This is a genomic window from Sorangium sp. So ce124 (genome assembly GCF_051525235.1).
Classification (GTDB): Bacteria; Myxococcota_A; Polyangia; order Polyangiales; family Polyangiaceae; genus Sorangium; species Sorangium atrum.
Map to the genome: position 1 here is coordinate 1,032,614 of NZ_CP150312.1, position 23,774 is coordinate 1,056,387.

Sequence of the window (23,774 nt, forward strand, 5' to 3'; positions counted from 1 at the left end):
TCGTGTGCAACGATCCCGATCTCATGGTCCGCGCCGCGGGCGGCGCGGCCGCTGAGGGATGTCACCGAGGGCGATCGGGCGGGCACGCGCCGTCGATCCGGCGGGCTACTCGGCTGCGTGATAGCAGATGTCGAGCTTCGGCCTGCGCGCGACGTCGGGATACTCGCTCGCGCGGAAGTCGGTCCTGTTGCTCCCGTCGACCAGCGCGACACCGTGGTTCGGCTGCGCGCCGTCGACCCAGCCCTGCACGAGGGACGTCAGATCGGCGGTGACGAACGCGTCGGTCTGCGCCAGCGTGGTGAGGGAGGCCTCGACGGCCGGGCTGTATCCGCTGAACCCGCCTCCATGGAGCGTCGATTCCTCCCAGGCGCCGTTCACGCTGTGCACGGTCACGACGCTGCCCGCGGGCTTCCAGGCATAGGACAGCGATAGCGTCGCCGAGATCACGCTGGAGCCTTCCGGGATGAACGACAGATCGTAGGCGAGGACCGCCGTTGCCGGCTGGACCGCGCTGGCGCTGGTGATGAGGTAGGGATACGCGCCGTACGCCCAGCCCGTCGTGGGGCCCTCGACGAAGGAGTCCTGCACGCCGCCGAACGCGCCGCGCCGCAGGCTGACGCACACGAGGTCGCAGGCGTTGCCGACGCCGTCGCCGTCCGAGTCCACCTGGGAGGCGTTGGGGGCAGCCGGGCAGTTGTCGCTCGCGTCGGGGACGCCGTCGCCATCCATGTCCGGCGCGGGCGCGATGCGGAAGCGCGCGACGCCGGGGTCGTGGTCGCTGGCCTGATCGGCGAACTCCGCATTGACATGGACGACGTCGAAGCCCACGAGCTTCGGCCCGGCCAGGCTGGCGCTGACAAGCACGTGGTCGAGCGACTGGCCATTGCCGTCGAACACGTAGGTGTAGCGCTCCTCCGGCGGGAGCGTCTCGATGAGCGTCGTCAGCCCGGCGTCCTTGAGGATGCCGAGCGGCGCCGAGAACTGGAAGTCGTTCAGGTCGCCCAGGACCACGACGTTGGCGGAAGGATCGCTGTCGAGGATCTGCCGCACGAAGCCGGCCACCACGGCGGCCTGCTGCCGCCGCTGGACCTCGCTCGAGAGGGTCGGGGGCTGGAAGCGCCCGTAGAGCGGCTCGTCGCCGCCCTTGGAGTTCCAGTGGTTGGCCACGACGAACAGCGGCTGGCCGTTCCAGCGGAACTCGCCTGCAAGCGGCTTGCGGCTGCTGGCGAAGGCCGGATTGTCCGGGTCGATGCGGCCCGGGCTGTAGCGCAGCGACACGCCGCCCGCGCCGCCGAGCACCTCGTTCGGCGTCAGGGCGCCGGCGCCCGGGCGATCGACGAACTCGAGCCCGCGGTCGGTCCGGAACAGGAAGCCCACGCGGATGTTGCCGCCGGGCTCCCCGCCGTCGGTGCCGTCGGTCGGATCGATGCTGCGGAATCGATAGGTGCTGGGCCCGCCCGGCACGGCCGCGATCGCGGCGATGAGCCGCGCGAACGTTGTCGATGCGTCCACCACTCCATTGTTGGTCGGGCCGCTGTTGTCCTGGACCTCTTCGAGCGCGACGAGGTCGGGGCTGCCGAGGTTGTCGACGAGGATCCGCGCGAGGCGATCGAACTTCTCCTGGGGATCGCCCGGATCGAGGTTCTCGACGTTGAACGCGGCCACGTCGAGGTCGTCGGCGGTCCGCGGTCCGAGCGACGTGACCTCGCGCGAGAGCGTCGAGGTCGCCGCGGGGAGCGCCTCGTCGACCGGCAGGAGCTTGTAGTTGGCGAAGTTGTAGTCGACCGTGCCGACGATGGGCCCGGCGAACGTGGCGCCCACGTCCAGCGCGGGCGCCGAGGCGCGCAGGGGCACCTGGAGCAGGATCCGCTCGGGGTTGAAGTCGCCGGGGCTGACGACGACGGCCCCGCGCGCGCTGCGCAGGCCGGCCGCGTCGCCCGTGGCCGCGTCGCGGTCGCCCGGGACCAGCGCGATCTCCGCGGTCCCGGAGCTCGGGAACTCGCGGGTGGGGCCCACGACGGCCGGGGCGTTGATGCTCACCCGCATGCCCTCGAGGCTCTCCCAGAAATCGATGCCGTCGGACCCGGGGTCGAAGCCGTTCGCGGCCTCGACGCTGCCGCTAACGTCGTCCTCGATGGTCTGTGTCGGGGGACGGCGCGCGCCGGGCGCGAAGCCGATCGAGACCGGGGCCGGCAGCGCCTGGCCGCTCGAGAGGACGGTGATCTGCGGGCGGGAGAGCTCGGTGACGGTCAGGTTGTGGTACGCGCTGCCGCGGGAGGGGGTGCACGGGTCGGCGCAGCCGGCGCGGTACTCCGTGACCTCGCCGGTGAGCTCGACGAGGTCGCCGACCCTCACCGACGGCGCGGCTCCTGTGAAGACGAGCAGGCCCTCGGAGGTGGCCGGATCGCCGTCCGGCGCCGGCGACTCCACGGTGAAGCCGTTGCTGCGCAGGGTCGCCACGAGGCCGGTCGTCTTCACGACCGCGCCCGAATGGGGCGACAGGTGCGCGCGCCCCTGGATGTCGTGGATCGCGATCACCTGCGCCGCCCGCGCCGTGGTGAACGAGACCGACACGTCGGCGGGCAAGGGGTCGATCGTCCCGTTGCTCCCCGGGTCCTGCTCCTGCACGCCGCTCGCCCGGACGACGAGGAGGCACGCCGTGCTCGGGGGGAGCGGCTCGGCCGGCGTGAGCGTGAAGGCGAGGGGGCCGCCGCTGACCGAGATCGGGCGCGCGCCGCCCGCGCAGGAGAGCTCGAAGGCATCGGCCGCGACGACCGCCTCGCTGAAGGTCACGCTCAGGCTCGCGGCCGGGTCGGCGCCGGTCGCGCCGTCGCTGGGCGCTGTCGAGGTGACCGCCGGCGGGGTGTCGCCCCCGCACGCGAGCGCCGCGGTCGATGTGTTGCGGGGCGTGGGCGTCCCGGTCGAGAGGTCGTCGACGTTGCTGCCCGTGTCCTGGCAGCCAGCGCCCTGCCGGAGCGACGCCGTCGCGTTGGCGGTCGCCGGCGCCGGCGCGGCGCCCTCGAAGTAGCTCGCCCCGCCGAAGCCGACCAGATCCTCGATCAGCGCCTCCTGGGCCGCCGAGCAGGGCGCGGTGCCGCCGTTGCAGCCGAGGCCCGCGGCCTGCCGGACGAGGGCGACCTTGCCGGCCGAGCCGCTCATGTTGATGGGGGTCGCGTCGACGAGGTCGGCGGCAGGGAGCGGCGCGCCGCTGCCCGAGCCGGCGGCCTCCTGGACGAGGAAGTACTGGCCGGGCTGCAGGGTGATCGCGGGCAGCTCCGTGAGCTGCGTCGTCGTTGCCCCGAGGGCGCCCGTGCCCGTGGCGCTCGCGTACTGGATGGACCACCCCGCGAGCGACACCGGGCTGTCCGACCGATTGAACAGCTCGACGAAATCGTGCGTGTAGACGGCCCCCGCGTTGCCCCCGCCGCCGTACACCTGGCTGATGACCACGCGCCCGCTCGGGAGGGAGGCGGCGAGCTCGGCGGTCCCGAGCTCGGCGGTCCCGAGCTCACCGGGCTCCGGCGAGCCGCCGCAGCCCCAGGCGGTCGCGAGCGCCATGGCCGACACCCATCGAATGCGGTCACGCCGAAGGAGAGAATACCCCGCGCGCGAGAGGGCGCGCGGGAACAAGGATGACTTTAGCACGATGACACCTGTTGGCCTTCGAAGACGATTGCAAGAAATGGCCGAAGCCTACAGCGGCGGCCACTTTCACATTACGCCAGGACGTGCATTGTGAATGTCACGTCTCCATGAAATCGCAACTGGCCAGTACGGCCGACCCCGGGGGCTCCGGATGCTGCGCGAGGAGATGTTTCGATTCAGTGATGATCTTGCTGGTGGTTGTGATTTGAATTACATTTGTCGTGCGATTCGTCTGTGCGACCATGACGGGTGGTGGGCCCGGGCCTAGGCGTTAACCAAGATTCGCGCAGCGTTCTACTGCTTCTGAACGTTTACGTGGTCGTGGTCGTGGTCGTTCACGGTCTACCGTTGACGACCACGACCACGACCACGACCACGACCACGTTCACGTTCACGTAAACGTAAACGTTCACGTTCACGTTGGTGACCGATGGAGGGGGTGGGGTTCGTGCCCCTGAGCGCGACCGGACGAGCCTGGTTAGCGCCTGGGGATCCAGGGGGCCGATCGAGGTTCTCTTGTGTCCTCATGTCGTGTGGAGTGCTCGCTGGACTGACCCCTGCCCCGTGTAGGGCGTATTTGTAGCGCTCCTGCCCGCTTCCTCGTATTCGCCCTCCTTGCCTCGAGGGTGTGATACGTCCTGAACTGAACCAGGAGTGTCCTCGATGCGCATCGCAATCATCTCGACCTATACGCACCCGAGCCGACTGCTCCGCAAGGAGCGCTCGATCATGCAATCGTCCGTGCCCGAGCTGCTCGCGGCCCTGTGCCCGCCCGACGCCGAGATCGAGCTCTACAACGAGAAGGAGACGGACATCCCGCTCGACCGCCACTGGGACCTCGTGTTCTTCTCGTACCTGCACGCGTATTACGAGCACACCAAGGTCCTCTCCACGCTGTTCCGGCGGAAAGGCATGACCACCGTGGCCGGCGGGCGGCACGCGAGCCATTTCCGCGCGGACGCGCTGCAGTATTTCGACGCGGTGGTCGCGGAAGATCCGGAGGCCAACCTCCCGGCCCTCATCGCCGACTTCCAGCGGGGCGAGCTCCAGCCCGTCTATGCGCTCCCGCCGGTGCCCCCGGAGCAGATCCCCACCTACCGCTACGACCTTGTCGATTACCGGAACAACCTCGTCCGCCTGCCCGGCATCGAGGCGTCGCGCGGCTGCCCCTTCTCCTGCAACTTCTGCGTTCTGACCGGGCACGAACAGTATCGCTATCGCCCCATCGACCACGTGATCCGGGACATCCGCGACCGGATGATCTTCAACCAGCGCATCCCGGGGGTGACCAACAATGTGTTCAGCTTCCTCGACAACAACCTGGGAGGCTCGCCCCGCTACCTGCGCGAGCTCTGCGAGGCGCTGATGCCCCTCAAGAAGATCTGGGGCTGCGCGCTCACGTTCAACGTGCTGCGCGACCCGGAGCTGGTCCGCCTCATGGGGCGGGCGGGGTGCCGCTACGTGTACACAGGGCTCGAGTCGCTGAACCCCGAGTCGATCAGCTCGATGAACAAGGGCCAGAACAAGCTGAGCGAGGTCAGGGAGGTCATCCAGCGGGCCTTCGCGAGCGGGATCGTCCTCTCCTTCGGGCTCCTCGTGGGCGCGGACGGGGACACCAACGACTACCTCGAGCGGGTGCCCGAGTACCTCCACGACCTCGGCGATCACTGCCCGACCTTCCTCGGGATCGTGTGCCCGTACCCGGAGACGCCCTTCTTCGCGCAGGTGGCGGCCGAGGGCCGGCTCCTTCCCGGGGTGATCAGCCGGGACCTCGATGGATACACCCTCTGCCACCGCCCGCCACGGCTGCACCCCTCGGAGGTGATCGACCATTTCCAGCGCCTGAGCCGCGCGCTGGGGAGCCTCCCCAACGTGGGCCGCCACGTGTGGAATCGGCTGATGACGAGCGATCTGCCCCGCTACAAGGCGTGTGTCGTCATGTCGGCGCCCGAGGTGATGAGCCTGCGCGCTTCGCTCGCCAACCGCTCACGCAGCTACATCGCCGGGCGCGATCCGATCGAGGCCTGGGACGAGGAGAAGATGCGGGAGCTCGGCCTCGAGCCGCAGCGCATCGAGGCGTCGTCGTGCCGCGCGGATCCGCGCGGCCTCGCGCGGATCCGGCCCCGCCGGGCGGGCCGCTCCAGCGCGGCCGCGTGAGGCCATGGGAGGATCCGCCATGAAGGGCCGCACGCGCCTCGTCGCGATCGCCTACCTCGCCCTGGTGCACGCCGGCGCCCTCCTCGGGCTGCTCCTGCCGATCCGGGCGAGCTCCATCGCCCTCGCCGCCGCGCTCTACGCGGCGCTCCAGCTCTCGACCGTGGTCGGCCTGCACCGGCTGCTCTCGCACCGCGCGTTCCGCTGCCCGAAATGGGTCGAGTACGCGCTCGTGTCGGTGGCGATGATCAGCGGCCAGGGCAGCCCCATCGCGTGGGTGGCCACGCACCGGCGGCACCACGCCCACACCGATCGCGAGGGCGACGTCCACTCGCCGCGCCGCGGCCTCTGGTACGCCCACCTCGGCTGGATCCTCGACGATGGATCGACCGACCCCCGCGATCCGGAGAAATACTGCCGCGATCTGGTCGGCGATCCCTACTACCGGTGGCTGCTCCGCTGGCGCTTCGCCCCGCAGGTCGCGGCGGTCCTGCTCGCGGGTCTCGCCCTCGGCTGGGCCGCGGTGCCCTTCGTGTTCTTCGTGCCGCTCGTGTGCTGGATGCACGCGACCTACCTGGTAAACTCCGTCTGTCACGCGCCCCGCTTCGGCAGCCGCGCGTTCGATACCCGCGACGGGAGCCGCAACGTGGGCTGGGTGGCGGTCCTGACCTTCGGCGAGGGCTGGCACAACAACCACCACGCCTTCCCGCGCGCCGCCCGGCAAGCGATGGCGCCCGGGCAGCACGACCTCGCCTTCCTGTTCATCCGCGCGCTCGCGGCGGTCGGGCTCGCCTCGGACATCCAGCCGAGCTCGGCGGACCGTGAGAGGTTGCACCCCGCCGCGCAGCCGAGGCGCTAGCATGGTCGGCATGAGCGATCTCGGCCTGAAGGACGCGAGCTCCGATGTTCGTGACGACCCCGACGGCATCGTGCGGGTGGTGATCCACGGCGAGGTCTCGGAAGACCGGGTGCGCGCTGTCCTCGGCGCGATCCGGCGCGTGGCGGAGAGCGGCCGTGACGTCCTGGTGCTCGCCGACGCGCGTCACATGGGCCCTATCTCCGCTTCGGCGCGTAAGGCGGTCACGGAAGAGGTGCGGAGCACGCGCGTCGATGCGGTCGCGATGATCGGAGCGAGCTTTTCCATGCGCGTGATCGTGGCGCTCCTGGCGAAGGGCGTGCAGATGATCACAGGACAGCCCTACCCGCAGCAGTTCTTCGACACGGAGGCCGAGGCGCACACATGGCTGCTCGCTCGGCGAGACGCGCTCCGGGCCGGGCGGGGCCCGGGCACTTGAGTGACCGCGCGTGAGCACGGGGGCGTTTCAGGACGCCCGTGCGGTGAAGGTGCCGTGGCCGATCGCTCGATCGCGGCGTCAGGCCTGGGGCGGGTACTCGGCGAACTGCGGCAGGGCATCCGTGATCGGGAACCAGCTCGCCTTGGAGTCGACGAAGATGTGGGCTGCGGGGCGGATGCCGGGATCGGTGTCGAGCGTGCCCGCGGGCACCACGGCGAAGCCGCGCTCGGGTGACAGACGGGGGGCGGCGCCGCCGCAGCGCTTGCAGAACGCGACGGTGAAGAACCGCGCGTCGGGCACCTTGTAGCTCGCGATCTGCGCGTCACCGCGGATCCAGCGGAAGCTGTCCAGGGCGACGAAGACGTTGGTCGCGTGCGCGGAGCTGCGCCCGAGGCGACAGCGCGTGCAGTGGCAGCTCACCATGCGGAGGGGCGCGCCGTCGAACTCGAAGGCCACGTCGCCGCACAGGCAGCTCCCCTGGGTGACGCCCTCTTTCGGCGGGGCCACGGGGCGCGAGACGACCGGCGCCTGCATCTCGGGCCGCCATTCCTCGAACTGCGGCAGGGGATCCGTGATCGTGTACCAGGGCGCCTTGGAGCCGACGAACTGGTGGAACTTCGGCTCGATGCCGAGATCGCCCTCCAGGTTGCCGGCATGGAGCACGGCGAGCTGCCTCTCGGGGCGGAGCATCGGCGTGGCCGAGCCGCAGGTGCCGCAGAAGGAGCGGCGGTCGCTCGCGCAGGAGGGGCGGATGGCGTCCTCGCCGGCGAGCCAGCGAAAGCCGGGCAGCGGCGCGACGACGGCCGTGGTGAACGCCGTGCCGTTGAACTTGCGGCACATCGAGCAGTGACAGTTCAGCATGGTCTGGAACGGACCGTCGATCTCGAAGCGGACCGTCCCGCAAAGACACGCGCCCTTGGTCATGTTCGCATCTCCCGTGATCGTGGGTGCTCCGTGTGCGCAGGAGCGATGGATTGCGCGTGCACGCTAGCACGGCGCGGTGTCCAGGCGCGCGTCCAGCGTTCGATTCGAGGGCGCCCTTCACCCGAGGCGCGCCGTCCAGCGGCTCAGATCCCCGACAGCACACCCACGATCGCCTCGCTGATCCGCGATAGCTCGGCTGGCTCGATGATGTAAGGAGGCATGGTATAGACCAGCTTCCCGAAAGGCCGTAACCAGACGCCTCGCTCCACGAACGCCGGCTGCACGCGCGCCATGTCGACCGGCTGCTTGAGCTCGACCACGCCGATGGCGCCGAGCACGCGCACGTCGGCCACCGCGTCGAGCGCGCGGCAAGGGGCGAGCTCGCGGCGGAGCTGGGCCTCGATGGCCGAGACGCGCGCGCGCCACGGCGAGCCGAGCAGGAGCCGGATGCTGGCCAGCGCGGCGCTGCAGGCGAGCGGATTGCCCATGAAGGTCGGGCCGTGCATGAAGACGCGCGGCTCGCCCCGGGAGATGGTCTCGGCCACATGCTCGGTGAAGAGCGCGGCGGCAAGCGTCATGGTGCCGCCGGTGAGGGCCTTGCCCAGGCACAGGATGTCCGGCGCGACGCCCGCGTGCTCGCAGCCGAACATCTCCCCGCTGCGGCCGAAGCCGGTCGCGATCTCGTCGAGGATGAGCAGCACGTCGTGCCGGTCGCAGAGCGCGCGCAGCTCGCGCAGATAACGTGGGTGGTAAAAGCGCATCCCGCCGGCGCCCTGCACCACGGGCTCCAGGATGACGGCCGCCACCTCGTGCGCGTGCCGCTCGAGCAGCTCGGCCATGCTGTCGAGCGCGCGCGGCGACCACGGCGCGCCAAACGCGGGACCAGGCGCCGGGGCGAACAGGTGCTGCGTGAGCGCGCCGCGAAAGAGGTGGTGCATGCCGTTCACCGGGTCGGTGACCGCCATCGCGCCGAACGTGTCGCCGTGGTAGCCGCCGAGCACGCTGACCAGGCGGCGCTTCTCCGGCTGTCCGCGCGCGATGAAGAACTGGAGAGCCAGCTTGATGGCCACCTCGACCGACACGGATCCGGAGTCGGCGAGGAAGACGCGCGTCAGCGGCTCGGGCGTGAGCGCCACCAGCGCCTCGCACAGCTCGACCGCCGGCGCGTGGGTGAGGCCCCCGAACATCACGTGGCTCATCCGCCCGAGCTGGGCGCTGATCGCCGCCGTCAGCGCCGGGTGCCCGTAGCCGTGGATGGCGGCCCACCAGGAGGACATGCCGTCGATGAGCTCGCGGCCGTCGGTCAGGGTGAGGCGGACGCCCTCGGCGCGCTCGACGGCGAAGAGCGGCGCGCTCGAGAGGGGCGCCGCGTAGGGGTGCATCACGCAGCGGCGGTCGCGGGCGACGAGATCGTCTCGGCCAGGAATGGCGCTCTCCGAGGGCATGGCGACGCGTCTAGCCCAGAACGCCCATCGCCACCAGGTCCGCCGGGCGCGCTGGCGGTCGCCGCGCCGCCGCGCCTGGCGCCGTCCCGCGGCGGGACGCGGCCCCGGCCCCCTCCGGACGATTCCTCGAACAGGCTGTAACGTTCGGACCCCCTCCGAGACTGTGCAGGTAGCGGGATAGCCGTCGCGGCGCCGGGGACACGCCCGGGCGCAGGGGCGCGCGCATCCATCGCACGTCGAAATACCGATGACGTCGCGCTCGAGGAGAGCCTGGCGACGATGAGGAGACATCCATGAACGGTCTGCTTCGCAAGGTCCTGCGGTCTGCCACCATGATCTCGGCCGCTGCGCTCATGTCGTCCGCGCTGCCCGGCTGCGGCGGCAGCGATACGGACGGGGGCACGGGAGGCGGCGGGGCCCATCCCTCGGACAAGAACACGTATGTTCTGGTCCACGGCGCCTTCGTGGGCGCATGGGCATGGGACAAGGTGGTGCCGCTCCTCGAGGCCGGCGGCAACGAGGTGATCGCCCTCGATCTCCCCGCTCACGGCGAGGACAAGACGCCCGTCGTGGACGCCGGCCTGCAGGCCTATACAGACGCCGTGGTGGAGGCCATCGACAGCGCCTCGCGCCCCGTGATCCTCGTCGGCCACAGCATGGGCGGCACCGTGGTGAGCCAGGCCGCCGAGCAGCGGCCCGACAAGGTGAAGAAGCTCGTGTACCTGACCGCGTTCCTGCTCAAAGACGGCCAGTCGCTGAGCCAGGAGTGGGCCGACGACGAAGGGGCCGCGATCAAGGAGTATGCGGCCGCTTCGGACGACGGCACGACGCTGACCTTCAAGGAGGGGTGGGCCGCGAACGCCTTCTGCCAGGATTGCTCTCCGGAGGACGTCGCGCGGCTCGAGAGCCACCTGCGCGAGGAGCCCGCGAAGCCGTTCGACGAGCCGATCCATGTCACGGAGGAGCGGTGGGGGAGGGTCCCCCGGGTCTACATCGAGGCGCTCAAGGATCTCGCCATCAGCCCTGCAGAGCAGAAGCAGCAGTACACGGCCTTGCCCTGCGAGCGGGTCATCTCGATCGACGCGGGCCACGCCCCCTTCCTGACGAAGCCGAAGGAGGTCGCGGATGCGCTGACGTCGCTTTGACCGGGTGGCGGCTGTCGTCCTCCGCGGGGCGAGCCGCTCCGGAGCCTCCGCGGGGCGAGCCGCTCCGGAGCTGCGTAGAGCCGCGTCGATTGATGCGGGGCTCGGCGGCGTGATACCGTGCTCCGCGTGTCCCACGACCCCTCGGCCGCCGCCGACGGCAAACAGGCCGCAACGGCGCAGCGCGCATCGGCCGAGGTAGGCCCGCTCTTCGCGCCGGGCGGCGCGGCTGCGCCCGCATGCGCGGCGTCGGCGGACGACATCGCGCTCGTCCGCCGGCTGCTCGCGGGGGACGAGCAGGCCTTCGAGCAGCTCGTGACCCAGCTCCACACACCCATGCTCCGGCTCGCCCGCGCGGTCGCCGGTCCCGCGGGCGCGCAGGAGGTCGTCCAGGAGACCTGGGCGGCGATCTTCGATGGGCTCGTGCGCTTCGAGGGGCGCTCCGCGCTGAAGACATGGGTGTTCAGGATCCTGACGAACCGCGCCAGGACGTTGGGCACCCGGGAGAAGCGCATGGTCCCTGTCTCCTGGCTGGAGGACGGGGATCTGGGCAGCGAGCCGGCGGTCGATCCGGCCCGATTCGACAGCACCGGTGACTGGTCGACTCCACCTGTTCCGTGGACGGAGCAGAGCCCGGAGGTGCTCTTGCTGCGCAAGGAGATGGGCGCCCTGCTGCAGCGAGAGCTCGAGACGCTGGCGCCTGGACAGCGCGCCGTGGTCCTCCTGCGCGACGTGGAGGGGTGTCCCTCCGACGAGGTCTGCGAGATCCTGGGTATCAGCGAGGCGAACCAGCGGGTCCTCTTGCACCGTGGCCGATCGAAGCTCAGGGCCGCGCTCGAGCGCTACATGACGAGGGGTGAGCGCGCATGATCGTCACATGCTGTCAGCTGACCGAGATGATCACCGACCGGAGCGAGGGAAAGCTGTCCTCCGAGCAGGAGGAGGGCTGCGCGCGGCACCTCGCGTGGTGCGACAGGTGCCGCACCTACCTGAAGCAGATGGATCTGACGATCGACGCGCTCCAGGGGCTCCCGGGCGAGCCGCTGCACGACGACGTCCGCGCTACGCTGTTCGCGCAGTTCCAGCGGCGGAAGACCACCGCCGATTGAGCCTGGCGACCTGGGCGGCGCGGCGCGCTAACCGCCAGGGACGCGTGGAGTGCCGCCAGGGACGCGTGGAGTGCCGCCAGGGACACGAGAAAAGCATCTAGGTCGACTGCGGGATTGCAACCAGGGACACGGCGGCCCATGACGGGGACAGGAAGCGTCCCCCTCAGGGACGCAGAGGCAGCCTCCAGCGACACGAGGTGAAGGCTCAGGGACACCCCGGCGCGCCTTCGCCTGTCCCTGGCGGTTCCCACGGCACGCCGAGCTGAGTGTGCGTGCGGGGGGATCCCACAGGGATCCTGACCGAGGCCTCCGTGGAGCTCAGGACCGAGGGCGACGCCGCGGGGGCGCCATGCCCGCCGCGCCGTCCCGGGTCTCGGCTGAGCCGGCGCGCGGCCCGGCCTCGGCCGCCCCGCCGCGGGCCTCGGTCACGCCCCCGCGCGTCTCGGCCGCCCCGCCTCGCGGATCGCGGGACCCCGCGTCATCCCGGCGGACCTGGACCTTGCGGCCCTTCAGCCGTGTGGCGCGCAGCGCCTCGATGACGGCGTCCGCCGCGTCGGCCGGGACCTCCACCGTGGAGAAGCCGTCGGCGATCTCGATGGCGCCGATGTCGCGGGAGCTCAGCGACGCCTCGTTCGCGATGGCGCCGACCAGATCGGCCGGCCGGATGCCCGCGGCGCGCCCCGCGCTGATGTACAGCCGGGCGACGTTGCCGTCGGTCTCCCGCCCCTCCCGCCGCGGCCGCGCCTGCGCCTCGCCCGGGCGCCCACGCGCCCCCGCGGGGCCGCGCGGCGCGCGGTCGTCGCGGGCGCGCTCCGGCCCGCGCGGAGGCGGCCGGAACGACGGGATCTCCGCCTCGTCCTCCTCCCGGTCCCCCTCCGTCGCGTCGTGGGCGAGCTTCACCGCCGCCGCCGCGATGTCCATCACGTCGAACTCGTCCGCGAGCCCCTCGACAACGACCCGGAACCGCTCGGCGCCGCCCTCGATCAGCGCCTCCCGCAGCGAGGCGCGCGTCAGCTCCAGGCGCCGCGCGCGCAGATCGGCCACGGTCGGGAGGGTGGCGGCCTCGATGCGCTGCCCGGTGAGCCGCTCGACGTTGCGGATCAGGTAGTGCTCGCGCGGCTCGACCAGCGTGATCGCCGCGCCCTCGCGGCCGGCGCGCCCCGTGCGGCCGATGCGGTGGACGTACACCTCGGGGGCGCAGGGGACGTCGTAGTTGATGACGTGCGAGACATGCTCGATGTCGAGCCCCCGCGCCGCGACGTCGGTGGCGACGAGCAGCTCGGCCGTGCCGGCGCGGAAGCGGGCCATCACGCGATCGCGGTGCTCCTGCGAGAACCCGCCGTGGAGCGCCTGGGCCTCGTAGCCGCGGGCGCGCAGCGCCTCGGTCAGCTCGTCGACCTCGTTGCGGGTGCGGCAGAAGAGGATGGCCGACGACGGGTCCTCCATGTCGAGCACCCGGGTCAGCGCGGCGGACTTGTGCGCCCGCGGCACGATGTACGCCGTCTGGCGGACGCGGGGGAGCTCGCCGGGGGCCGCCTTCTCGCCCGCGATCTTGACCCGCACCGGCTCGCGCAGGTGCCGGCCGGCGATCGCGGCGATCCGCGGGGGCAGCGTGGCGGAGAAGAGCACGGTCTGGCGCGCCGCCGGCGTGGCCGAGAGGATCTCCTCCAGCGCCTCGGCGAAGCCCATGTCCAGCATCTCGTCGGCCTCGTCGAGCACGACCGTGCGGATGCCGTCGAGCGCCAGCGTGCCGCGCCCGATGTGGTCGAGCGTCCGGCCCGGCGTGGCCACGACGACATGGACCCCGCGGCGGAGCGCGCGGAGCTGCTGCCCGAAGGGCTGGCCGCCGTAGACCGACAGCACCTGCACGCCGAGCCGGCGGCCGTAGCGGTGCATCGCCTCGGCCACCTGCATGGCCAGCTCGCGGGTCGGAACGAGCACGAGCGCCTCGGGGACGCGGGGCGGCTCGCCGCCAATCTGGAGGCGCTGGAGCAGCGGCAGCGCGAACGCGGCCGTCTTCCCGGTCCCGGTGGCGGCCTGCCCCAGCAGGTCGCGCCCGGTCAGGAGGTGCGGGATCGCCTCGCGCTGGATGGGCGTGGGCTCCTCATAGCCGAGCTCGGCGAGCACATCGAGGAGGGCAGGCGCGATACCGAGCGCGGCGAAGCTGGCGGACGAGGGGGGCGTCTCCACAGGGCTCCCCATGTCATGGTCGCGCGCTTGCGCGGCCGCAACCCGGCATCCGGCGCGGAGCGCAGCGCGCGCGGCGGACCGCGCCGTGGGGCGCGCACGGCGGACCGCGCCGCGGAGCGCGCACGGCGGAGCGCGGCCCTCGGTCGAGCCCGCGCGCGGCGGTCGAGCGCGCGCGGCAGGCGAGCCCCGCTGCCCCGATCAGCCGAGCTTCGCGGCGAGGGCGCGGTACCGCTCCGGCAGGCGCGCGGCGTCCAGCCGGCCGAGGAGCGCGCGCGCGGCCTCCTGCGCGCGGGGGCTGCCCTCGGGCGCGCGGCTCACCGCCTCGAGGTAGAGCTCGAGCGCGCGCCTGCGCTCCGCGAGCGCCTGCGCGGCCCGGCCCCGGAGCTCGAGGATCTCGGCCTGCTCCGCGGAGAGCGCCGCGTACGCGCCGATCTTCTCGTGGTCGCCGAGCAGGGTGGCCGCGCCCGCGGCGTCGAGCCGGTCGAGCATGTCCCGCATCGGGCCGAAGAGCCCGTCGGCCGTTGTGCGGACGAGCAGCTCCGCCTCGTCGAGCTGGCCGGCGCGCCGGAGCCCGGCGACCCTGCCGATGGCCTCGGCGAGCTGCTCGATCATGCGGAGGATGTAGTCGCGCTGTCGGAGCGACATCGGGTCTTTCGTTCGAGTCTAGGACACCGAGCTCGTCGATCGAGCGAGAAATGAGCCGCCAAGCCGCCAGGGACGCCAGGAACAGAACACGCTCACGGCTTGCTTGGCGCCCCGGCAGTTCAAGATCCTGCTCCATCGAGGCCAGGGGCCACCACCAGGACCGATATGTCGGTGCCGAGCGGCGCTGCTGCCTCGCCTCGCCGGCGCACGATCCTGCCGCCGTCATGGCTGGCTTTCCCGCCGAGCTCGCATGGTACGATCCGGTCATGCGCACTTCGCCAATGCTCGCGCTGCTCGCCGCCGCGTCGCTCGCGGCCTGCGTTCGTTCCCCTGCGCCCGCCGCGGCGCCCGATGTCGTCGCGCCGTCCGCCGACGACGTCGGGCCCTGGTACACGTCGGCGCCCGACCTCGCGGCGGTCCCGCCGGGGCTCGAGACGCCGGAGCAGCGGGCCGCGCGGCTGCAAGCCAAGGCGATCCTCGTGGATGGCCACAGCGGCGTGCCCTCGCTGCTCCTCGGCGGCTCGTTCGCTCAGGTGAGCCAGGACGACGAGCTGATGGCCGAGGAGATCGCCAGGATCAAGGCGGCGGGCGTCACAGGCGCGTTCTTCCCGATCCACGTCAGCGCGTCCGCGCCGCCTTCGTCCTCGCGGCTCGGCGGCAGCGCCGCGCGCCGCGCGCTCGATCTCATCGAGGCGACCCACCGGCAGATCGAGCGCCACCGCGAGACGCTGACGCTCGTGCGCAATGCGAAAGACGTGCGCCGCGCCGAGCGCGAAGGCAGGATCGCCGTGATCATGGGCATCGAGGGCGGGCACGCCATCGAGGACTCCCTGCCCGCGCTGCGCTCGTTCTACCGCCTCGGCGTCCGCACCATGGCGCTCACGCACATGACAACGAACGACTGGGCAGGCTCCGCGGGAGGAGCGCTCGATCCCGGGTATGTGCGCGACCGAGGCCTGTCCCCCTTCGGTGAGGCCGTGGTCCGCGAGATGCAACGGATCGGCATGGTGGTCGACGTCTCGCATGCATCGGACGGCACGTTCCAGGGCGTCATGAAGGTGGCCAGGGCGCCGATCATCACCTCTTCCACGATGCCCGCCGCCGGCCACCGCCGCCGCAACCTCGACGATTACATGCTGCGCGCGATCGCGGAGAACGGCGGGCTCGTCATGGTGAACTCCTGGGCGCTCTTCCTGGACGAGGCGTATGCGGAGCAGTCGGCGCGCTTCGCGCAGAAGTACGGGGCGCACCTCAAGGAGCTCGGCGAGAGGCTCCCGGGCGACACGAGGGCGCTCCGCGAGGAGATCGAGAAGCTCAGGACCCAGGAAGGGCAGATAACGCCGCCGCTGTGGCGGATCATCGACCATATCGACCACGTGGTGAAGGTCGCGGGGATCGAGCATGTCGCCCTCGGCTCCGTCTTCGATGGGAACGAGGCGCTCAAGGAGGGGCTCGCAGGCAGCGCCGGGGCCCCGAACATCACGCTGGAGCTCATCCGTCGCGGCTACTCGGATGCGGACATCCTCCGCCTGCTGGGCGGGAATTTCGTGCGGGTCCTCGAGCAAGCCGAGGCCTATGCGGCCTCGACGGAGACCACGCTGTCCGGGGACGGCAGCACACAGCAGCTCAGCGCGGCCGAGCTGGGTGATCTGCCGACGCAGCCCCTGCTGCCGGCGCCCCCGCCGTCGCGGGGGCCGATGTCGTGGGGGGTTGTCCCGCCGTCCTCGCCGCAGCAGCGACCGGTCGCGCAGCCCTCGAAGGCCGGAGCGCCGGAGTCTCCGTCCTCGGAGCTCCTGCTGTCGCGGTAGCCTCTCGCCGTCGACAGTCGGTCGAGCCGGGTTTACCGTGGCGATCCTCCGGGATGCGAACGGCGGCGCGAACCCTGACCCGGCCACGATCACCCACGCTTCCGGCGGCGCTCGCCGCCTGCGTGCTCGGCGGCGCGTGCTCGGAGGCGCCGCCGCCGGGCGGCCACGGCGGCGGAGGCCAGGGCGCCGGCGCGCACCCTGTGACGACGACCACGTACGTGAGCGCGGCCACGGGCTTTGGAGGCGCCCTGGAGGAGCTGCCGCGCGTGTTCACGGTGACCGGCGTCGTCACCGACGGCGCGGCGCCGCTCGAGGGCGCCATCGTGATGCAGGCCGGCGGGGAGCCGGCCCTCGTGACCGGCCCGGACGGCGCGTTCTCCATCGAGATCACGCGGGACATCCCGGGCCAGCCGACCGTGGTCGCGGCGAAGATCGGATATCGGACGGACGGCATCGAGTTCGAGGTCGTGCCCGACGGGCCGGTGGAGATCGCCATTCGCCGCGCGTCGCCGCCGGACAACGCGCTCGGCTACACCTACGGCGATCCTGGCGACGGCGACCCGCACAACTCGACGCGGTTCTGCGATCACTGCCACACGACGCTCGTTGCCCAGTTCCTCGAGTCGGGGCACGCGCGGTCGGCCAAAAGCCCGCTCCTCCAGGCCATCTACGCCGGCGTCTCGATGGCCCACACGGACGAGGCCTCGTGCAGCGCCGCGGGCGGGCGCTGGAAGGCCGGCCGCGTCCCCGGGAGCGAGGGGACCGCCGCGATGCGGTGTTATCTCGGGAGCGGCGTGCTGCCGGATCTCAACACGTCCTGCGGCGGGGGAGCGCAGCCCTCGTGCGACGATCCCGCGCTGCCCGAGGCCGCGCGACCGGCGGCCTTCGGCGCGTGCGCCGACTGCCATGCCGCGGGGATCGACGGCCCCGCGGGCGGGCGAGACCTCCTCGAGGCCAGCGGCATCGCGTTCGAGAAGGGCGACCACTGCGACGCTTGCCACAAGATCCGCGACGTCGATCTGAGCAAGCCGCCCGGGGTCGCCGGCGCCCTGATCGTCCAGCGCCCGCAGGAGAGGAGCTCTCCCGACCCTTCATCGAGGCTCCTGGAGGTGATGTTCGGCCCGCGGCCGGACGTGCCGAACAGGTTCATGGGCGGCAGCTACCAGCCGAAGTTCTCGTCCTCGGAGCTCTGCGGCGGCTGCCACGAGCAGAAGCAGGCGGCGCTCCTGCCGGGCGCGGCGCTCGATCCGGTCCGCTGGCCCGGCGGGCTCCCGATCCATCAGACGTTCTCCGAGTGGGCAGCGAGCTCCTGGAACCGCCCGGCCTCGCAGTGCCAGGCCTGCCACATGCCGGGGGTCCTCTCGCTGAAGAGCAGCCTCGACGTGACGAACGAGGCGAACGCGAGCGTCTCGCTCGGCTTCGTCCGCCCGGCGGGGACGGTCCGCTCCCACCTCTTCCGCGGCCCGCTGGAGGGCTCCCCGCGGCTCATCCAGGGCGCGGTCGACGTCCGCATCGACGCCTCGGCCGCGCCGGGCGAGCTCGCGGTCACGGTCTCCCTGGCCGGCGGCGCGGCGGGCCACGCCGTCCCGACCGGGGAGCCGATGCGCGCGCTCGTGCTCCTCGTCACGGCGGAGGCGTGCGGCGCGCCCCTTGCGCCGTCGAGCGGCATGACCGTGAACGACACCGGCGGCGCGCTCGCGGAGGCGCGCGTGGGCCAGGGCGCGGCCCTGACGGGCGCCCGGCTCGCCTGGGAGGAGGGCGCGGCGCGCGCGAGAGCGGGCGACGTGGTGCGGATCGTCCGCCCGACCGGCGTCTACGACGAGTACACCGGCATCGGCCGCTTCGCGGACCCGTCGCTCGACGCCGCGGACAAGGGCCTGGAGATCCGCGCGCCGGTCGGCGAGGCGCGGGTGGTCGCCGCGGGGGGCGGCGCGATCACCCTGAGCGGCGCGATCCCCGCGCAGGACGGGGATATCGTCTACCTCGGCGCGCCCCTCGCCTCGCCGGCCACGGACGGCCAGCCCGCGGCCGCGTTCGCCGGGGCCGCGGGCTACACCTTCGCCAAGGTGCTCGTCGATCCGGCGGGCGCGCGGCACGCGCCGCAGCACCGCGCCGTCGACATCGCCAGCGACAACCGCATCGCGCCGGGGAGCGTCGCTGTGACGTCGCACGGCTTCGCGATCCCCTCGGGCTGCTCGGCGGCCGCGAACGTCACCGCCACGCTGCTCTACCGGCCCGTCCCGCTCGCCCTCGCGCAGGAGCGCGGTGTCGGCGCGCGCGATTACCTGGTCGCCGCGGCCTCCTTGCCAGTGCCGCTCGACTGAGCAGCGCGGAGATCAGGAGAAGACGAGGAGCTGCACGGCGCTCTCGCGCAGCGTCGTCCTTATCCACCGGATCTGCACCTGCTTCTCCGGGAGCGCCGCCTCCGCGAACGCCTTCAGCCCCTCGTCGCGCGCAGCGTGCCCCGCCTCGCCGAGGAGCACCCAGCCGATCTCGCAGTCGTGCGCCATGGGGTAGAGGCGCCGCAGGTCGGCGAACAGCTCGGCGCCGGCCACGCCCGTCCGAGGGCGCACCTTGGCGAGGGCGCGGCGCGCGCCGCTCCGCAGCTCCTCGCCGATCCGGCGCTCCAGCGCCCCCGCGAGGCGCACGCCGTGCTTCCGGGCGAACGGCCGCAGCCCCTCGGCGCGGCGCTCGCACTGCGCGGCGAAGCGCAGGCAGAGATGGGCGATATCGAGGCGGTCTGCGTGCCTTTCGGCCGCGGCGCGGAACGACTCCCCGAGATTGGCCTCGGCCTCGTGGAGCCTGTGGAGCGCGTTTCCCAGGAGCAACTCGGCCTCCTCTCGCTCAGCCGCCTGGCCTTGGGTTGGATTCCTCGGCCGCCGGACCGCCCACCGTGGGCGGCACGACGACGCCCGGGGCGGGCGCCGCGGCCCCCGTCGTCGGGGCGGGAGAGGGCACCCCGCCGCTCGCGGCCACCCTGAGGAGCTTGACCTTCGCCACCTTGAAATAGGGCTGCTTGCTCACCGGATCCCACGCGGTGATCGTCAGCTCGTTCGCGGCGCGCGGCCAGCGGTGGCTCCCGGGGTCCTCGTCCCAGGTGCCGTAGTGGAAGGGAAGGAACACGGCGCCTTCGCGGATCTCGCTGACCCGCGCGCGCACCACCACGTGGCCGCGCGGCGATTCGACGCGGACCCAGTCGCCCTCCTCGATGGCGAGCCGGCGCGCGTCGGGCGCGGCGATCTCGACCCAGGCGTCGGGCGCGGCCCGCTGGAGCTGCGGCGCGCGCGCCGTCTTCGTCCGCGTGTGGAACTGGTAGATCGTCCGCCCCGTGGTGAGCAGAAACGGGTACTCGTCGTCTGCCTCCTCGATGGGAGGCAGGTACTCGGATGCGCGGAGGAACGCGCGGCCAGCCGGGTTCAGCGCCCGGAACTCCGTCTCCGAGCGCGCGCCGCCGGTGTCGAGATCGTGGCCGAAGTCCTGCGCGACCTCCGGATCGCTGAAGAAGCGGTGATCCGTGTAGAGCCGCGGCGTCCCTTCCGGGCGCTCGTCGGTGCACGGCCACTGGATCCCGCCGCCGCGGAGCCTGTCGTAGGTGATTCCTGTGTAATCGCAGGGGCGGCCCTTCGAGCACACCTTCCACGCCTCGAACGCCTCCTCGGGCGTGCGCCACTTGACGAGCGGCGCGCCGTCCTTGTCCCGGAGATCCATCCGCCGCGCGTAATCGAGGAGGATGTCGAGATCCGACCGCGCCTCGCCCGGCGGCTCGACGGCCTTCTCGGTGAGGTGCACCGTCCGGTCCGTGTTCGTGAACGTGCCTGTCTTCTCTCCCCAGATCGCCGCGGGCAGCACGATGTCGGCGTGGCGCGCCGTCTCGGTGAGGAACGCGTCCTGGACGACGACGAGGAGCGGCTCCTGATCCAGGGTGGAGCGGAGGCGGCGCAGCTCGGGGATCGAGACCGCGGGGTTGGTGGCGATGATCCACAGCAGCTTGATCGAGCCCTCCGCCGCGTAGCGGAGGATCTTCATCGCGTGGGTGGGCGCTCCCCAGCTCGGGATCACGAGGGGATCCACGTTCCAGATCCGCGCGAGCTCCTCCATGTGCCGCCGGTTCCGGTGGTTGCGGAAGCCGGGCATCTCGCCGTTGCAGCCCGTCTCGCGGGTGTTCTGCGAGGTCGGCTGCCCGTTCGACTGGATGATGCCGCAGCCGGGCCGCCCGATCATCCCCCGGACGAGGTGGATGTTGTTCACCTGGACGGCGGCGGCGGTGGCCTGGTTCGACTGATAGACCCCCTGGAGGCAGGCAGAGAAGAGGCGCTCTGCGGAGCCGAGGACGCGCGCCGCCTCGCGGATCCGATCGGCCGGCACGCCACAGATCGACGCAGCGCGCGCGGGCGGGTAGCGGTCGACGAGCGCGGCCAGCGCGTCGAGGCCGATCGTGTGGGCGTCGACGAACGCGCGATCGAGCCAGCCGTTCCTGAGGATCTCGTGGAGGATCGCGTTGAGCAGGGCGACGTTGGTTCCACTCTTGATAGGGAGGTGGACGTCGGCGCGCCGCGCGGGGACGCTGCGGCGCGGGTCGACGACCACGAGCCGCGGCGGGTCGGGTCCCTCGAGCCGATCGAGCATGCGCATCCAGAAGACGGTCTGCGTCTCGGCGACGTTGTAGCCGACGAGGAACAGCGTATCGCAGTGGTCCACGTCGGACATCGAGCCTGGCTGCCCGTCGCACCCGAAGCTCTCGCGCATCGACTGCGCCGCCGTCGCGGTGCAGAGGCGGGTGTTGCCGTCCACGTGCGGCGTGCCCAGGCCGCCGCGGGCGAGGAGCGAGAGCGTGTAGTACTCCTCGAGCAGGAGCTGCCCGGAGCTGTAGAAGCCGAACGCGCCGGCGCCGTGCTTCGCCCGGATCTCCCTGGAGCGCGCGGCGATCGCGCCCATGGCGGTGTCCCAGTCGGCCTCGACGAGCCTCTCGCCGCGGCGGACGAGCGGCCGGGTGAGGCGGTCGCGCGCGCGGTTCGCCTGCCAGCCGAAGAGGCCTTTGGGCCCGAGGCGACCGTGGTTGGGGTGGTCCGCGCCGCGCCCGCGGACGCCGACCATGCGCCCGTCCTTGACCGCGATGTCGAGTGCGCAGCCGTTCGCGCAGAGCACGCAGGCGGAATGCACCCAGCGCTCCACGTCGCCCTCGGCGAGGCCGGGATCGAGGAGCTGATCGACGCGTGTCGGCCACGGTTCGTCCCGCCCGTACGGCGTCCGGGCGCCCCAGGGATCCGCGATCCGGTCCTGCATGGGTGTTCCGATTACCGCTCCTCGCGCGCAACAGCGAGTCGGGCGAGTGATGCATTTTGCTACAGAAGCGCCTTCACGCGCGTCATTATAGTGGCCCGCCGGCCTCGACCACGAACGCTCTGTGCGGCGGTGCCCGAGCGCTGCGGAGGTTCCGCCCCCGCCGGCTGTTCGCGGCGCACGGGCTGCGGTTCGCGATCTCGCGCCCTGACGCTGCTCAAGCGCGGAGTCCCGCGCGGCCGGAGCCGTGGCTCGGGGCTTGCACTCACGAGGCACAAGGCCCGAGGCCCGAGCCCGAGCGAGCGGTCGTGGAAAGGAGCGACGGTGCACAACAAGACGTGGTACGCGCGATTCGCGAAGCAGACGTCCTACCTCTGCGGGCGGCCCAAGGTGTTCGTGCTCGCTGTGGCCGTCATCGTCGTCTGGGCGGTCACAGGACCCCTCTTCCACTTCAGCGACACGTGGCAGCTCGTGATCAATACGGGGACGACGATCATCACCTTCCTCATGGTGTTCCTGATCCAGAACACGCAGACGCGCGACACCGAGGCGATGCAGCTCAAGCTGGACGAGCTGATTCGCGCGACGCACGGCGCCCACAACGCGCTGCTGGATCTCGAGGAGCTGGAGGAGGGCGCGCTCGAGCGGTCTCGCAAACGCTATCAGGCGCTTGCGAGGGCCGCGCGCAAGGCGCCGGACGACACCGACTGTCCCGACGCCTGACCCCAGAGACAGCCCCTGTGGTCCGACCCGGATCAGACACCAACGGTTCCAGGCACCGTGCCAGGCACGTTGTCGAGGGCCCTTGCGTTCAAGCGCTCAGCCCTTTACGGCGTCGGACATGAGCCCGCTGGATCCGTCCCGGAGCACCTTGTTGAACCTCTTCCTCCGGCTCGGTCTCGCGCTCGCCTCGGGCGCGCTCGTCGGCTGGGAGCGCCACGCCGCTGGCAAGCAGGCCGGGCTGCGAACGCACATGCTGGTGAGCGTCGGCTCCGCGATCTTCGTCATGGCCGCGCTGGAAGCCTCGGCGGACTCGGCCAGCCGCGTCGTCCAGGGCATCGCGGCGGGCATCGGATTCCTGGGCGCGGGTGAGATCCTCCGGTTCTCGCAGCACTCCGGCGGCAAACCGAAGGTGACAGGGCTCACCTCCGCCGCGGCCATCTGGGTCTCCGCTGCGCTCGGCATCAGCGCTGGATACGGGCTGTGGCGGCTCGTCGTGGCCGGGAGCGCAATTACCCTGCTCGTCCTCACGGTCGCGAGGCGCGTCGAGCGCCGCATCTCGACAGAGGATGACGAGAACGGGGCCGCGTAGCGGCGCGCTGCGCGGCTCGACGAGGGCTTCGTCCCTCCACGACGCTGTTCTGGCGCGGCCATCGAGGATGTGGGAGATGCGCCTGGCCCGCGGGGGCCGCGACCCATCCGATGAGCATGGCCCATTACGTCTCGGTCTTCCTCGTGTCGCTGTCGGCGATCTTCTTCGTCGTGGATCCGCTCGGCATCGTGCCGCTGTTCCTGACGATGACCGCGGGCGATCCGCCGGAGAAGGTGCGGCGCACGGCGCAGCGGGCGTGCGCCGTCGCCGGCGGGCTCATGCTGTTCTTCGCCCTCTTCGGCGGCGTCGTCTTCAGGGTCTTCGGCATCTCGCTGGCCGCGTTCCGCGTCGCGGGCGGGCTCTTGCTGCTCGTCACGGCGCTGGACATGCTGCGCGCCCGCTCCTCGGCGACGCGCACCACCCCGTCCGAGGAGCAGGAGGGCATCGCGAAGGAGGACGTGGCGCTGGTGCCCCTGGCCATGCCGCTCCTCGCCGGGCCGGGGGCCCTCGCCACGGTGATGGTGCTGATGGCGCGCGGGGGCGACGACCCCGTGGCCATGGGGCTGGTGCTCGCGGGCGTGGCCATCACCTTCGTGGCCTCCTACTTCGTGCTGCGCGGCGCAGGGCTGGTGCAGCGGGCGCTCAAGGCGTCCGGTATGGCCGTGCTCGAGCGCGTCATGGGCCTCATCCTGGCCGCCATCGCCGTGCAGTTCATGGCCGACGGCGTGAAGGAGCTCTGGCACCGGTGACGCCCCGTGTAGCTGGACGAGGGGTGTGGTCGCCGCAGTGGGGTCGGGCACGTCGGGAGAGAGTGAAGGCGGTTCG

18 protein-coding genes are annotated in these 23,774 nt (G+C 71.9%); 11 read left to right on the forward strand and 7 right to left on the reverse strand.

The genetic code is table 11. The annotated features are described in order from the left end of the window. Positions 1-105: 105 nt before the first annotated feature. Entirely contained in the window at positions 106-3,558 is a 3,453-nt protein-coding gene (locus WMF19_RS03810; protein ID WP_437897833.1) for a DNRLRE domain-containing protein, read from the reverse strand. Positions 3,559-4,308: 750 nt separating this feature from the next. Between WMF19_RS03810 and WMF19_RS03815 the strand changes: the two genes are divergently transcribed. From WMF19_RS03815 to WMF19_RS03825, 3 genes are read left to right on the forward strand one after another with little or no spacing between them, the layout of a single operon-like run. After that, the gene (locus WMF19_RS03815) at positions 4,309-5,802 is read left to right on the forward strand and encodes a B12-binding domain-containing radical SAM protein (protein ID WP_437897834.1); all 1,494 of its coding nucleotides are present in this window, start codon (positions 4,309-4,311) and stop codon (positions 5,800-5,802) included. A 19-nt stretch (positions 5,803-5,821) separates the two neighbouring features. After that, positions 5,822-6,658: an acyl-CoA desaturase gene (locus tag WMF19_RS03820; RefSeq protein WP_437798829.1), complete on the forward strand. Its 837-nt coding sequence runs from the start codon at positions 5,822-5,824 to the stop codon at positions 6,656-6,658. Between the two features lie 10 nt (positions 6,659-6,668). Beyond that, a complete protein-coding gene (locus WMF19_RS03825; protein WP_437897835.1) occupies positions 6,669-7,094 on the forward strand; it encodes an STAS/SEC14 domain-containing protein in 426 nt (141 codons plus the stop codon). Positions 7,095-7,172: 78 nt separating this feature from the next. Here WMF19_RS03825 and WMF19_RS03830 read toward each other — a convergent pair whose 3' ends face one another. Next, positions 7,173-8,018, reverse strand: a complete 846-nt coding sequence (locus WMF19_RS03830) for a GFA family protein (RefSeq protein ID WP_437897836.1) — start codon at positions 8,016-8,018, stop codon at positions 7,173-7,175. A gap of 143 nt (positions 8,019-8,161) precedes the next feature. Further along, complete coding sequence (gene bioA, locus WMF19_RS03835) at positions 8,162-9,463, reverse strand: adenosylmethionine--8-amino-7-oxononanoate transaminase (RefSeq protein WP_437897837.1); 1,302 nt, start codon at positions 9,461-9,463, stop codon at positions 8,162-8,164. 293 nt (positions 9,464-9,756) lie between these two features. Between bioA and WMF19_RS03840 the strand changes: the two genes are divergently transcribed. From WMF19_RS03840 to WMF19_RS03850, 3 genes are all read left to right on the forward strand, one after another. Next, a complete protein-coding gene (locus tag WMF19_RS03840) occupies positions 9,757-10,608 on the forward strand; it encodes an alpha/beta fold hydrolase (RefSeq protein WP_437897838.1) in 852 nt (283 codons plus the stop codon). A 126-nt stretch (positions 10,609-10,734) separates the two neighbouring features. Next, on the forward strand, positions 10,735-11,475 hold the full coding sequence (locus WMF19_RS03845) for an RNA polymerase sigma factor (protein WP_437897839.1): 741 nt from the start codon (positions 10,735-10,737) through the stop codon (positions 11,473-11,475). Then, positions 11,472-11,714, forward strand: coding sequence for an anti-sigma factor family protein (locus WMF19_RS03850; protein ID WP_437531878.1), 243 nt, complete (start codon positions 11,472-11,474; stop codon positions 11,712-11,714). The genes WMF19_RS03845 and WMF19_RS03850 overlap by 4 nt, the downstream gene beginning before the upstream one ends. Before the next feature lie 318 nt (positions 11,715-12,032). On the opposite strand, the gene WMF19_RS03855 is transcribed toward WMF19_RS03850, so the two are convergent. Beyond that, positions 12,033-13,916, reverse strand: a complete 1,884-nt coding sequence (locus WMF19_RS03855) for a DEAD/DEAH box helicase (RefSeq protein WP_437897840.1) — start codon at positions 13,914-13,916, stop codon at positions 12,033-12,035. Between the two features lie 186 nt (positions 13,917-14,102). Then, a complete protein-coding gene (locus WMF19_RS03860) occupies positions 14,103-14,549 on the reverse strand; it encodes a hypothetical protein (protein WP_272097810.1) in 447 nt (148 codons plus the stop codon). Positions 14,550-14,815: 266 nt separating this feature from the next. Between WMF19_RS03860 and WMF19_RS03865 the strand changes: the two genes are divergently transcribed. Next, positions 14,816-16,357, forward strand: a complete 1,542-nt coding sequence (locus WMF19_RS03865) for a dipeptidase (RefSeq protein ID WP_437897841.1) — start codon at positions 14,816-14,818, stop codon at positions 16,355-16,357. Between the two features lie 53 nt (positions 16,358-16,410). Then, on the forward strand, positions 16,411-18,681 hold the full coding sequence (locus tag WMF19_RS03870; RefSeq protein ID WP_437897842.1) for a hypothetical protein: 2,271 nt from the start codon (positions 16,411-16,413) through the stop codon (positions 18,679-18,681). Positions 18,682-18,693: 12 nt separating this feature from the next. On the opposite strand, the gene WMF19_RS03875 is transcribed toward WMF19_RS03870, so the two are convergent. Both WMF19_RS03875 and WMF19_RS03880 read right to left on the reverse strand, forming a co-directional pair. Beyond that, positions 18,694-19,185, reverse strand: a complete 492-nt coding sequence (locus WMF19_RS03875) for a hypothetical protein (protein WP_437897843.1) — start codon at positions 19,183-19,185, stop codon at positions 18,694-18,696. A gap of 16 nt (positions 19,186-19,201) precedes the next feature. Then, a complete protein-coding gene (locus WMF19_RS03880) occupies positions 19,202-21,640 on the reverse strand; it encodes a molybdopterin oxidoreductase family protein (protein ID WP_437897844.1) in 2,439 nt (812 codons plus the stop codon). 321 nt (positions 21,641-21,961) lie between these two features. Between WMF19_RS03880 and WMF19_RS03885 the strand changes: the two genes are divergently transcribed. From WMF19_RS03885 to WMF19_RS03895, 3 genes are all read left to right on the forward strand, one after another. Continuing rightward, a complete protein-coding gene (locus WMF19_RS03885; RefSeq protein ID WP_437327526.1) occupies positions 21,962-22,360 on the forward strand; it encodes a low affinity iron permease family protein in 399 nt (132 codons plus the stop codon). 118 nt (positions 22,361-22,478) lie between these two features. After that, the gene (locus WMF19_RS03890) at positions 22,479-22,949 is read left to right on the forward strand and encodes an MgtC/SapB family protein (RefSeq protein ID WP_437897845.1); all 471 of its coding nucleotides are present in this window, start codon (positions 22,479-22,481) and stop codon (positions 22,947-22,949) included. Between the two features lie 116 nt (positions 22,950-23,065). After that, entirely contained in the window at positions 23,066-23,698 is a 633-nt protein-coding gene (locus WMF19_RS03895) for a MarC family protein (RefSeq protein WP_437897846.1), read from the forward strand. The last annotated feature ends 76 nt before the right edge of the window (positions 23,699-23,774 follow it).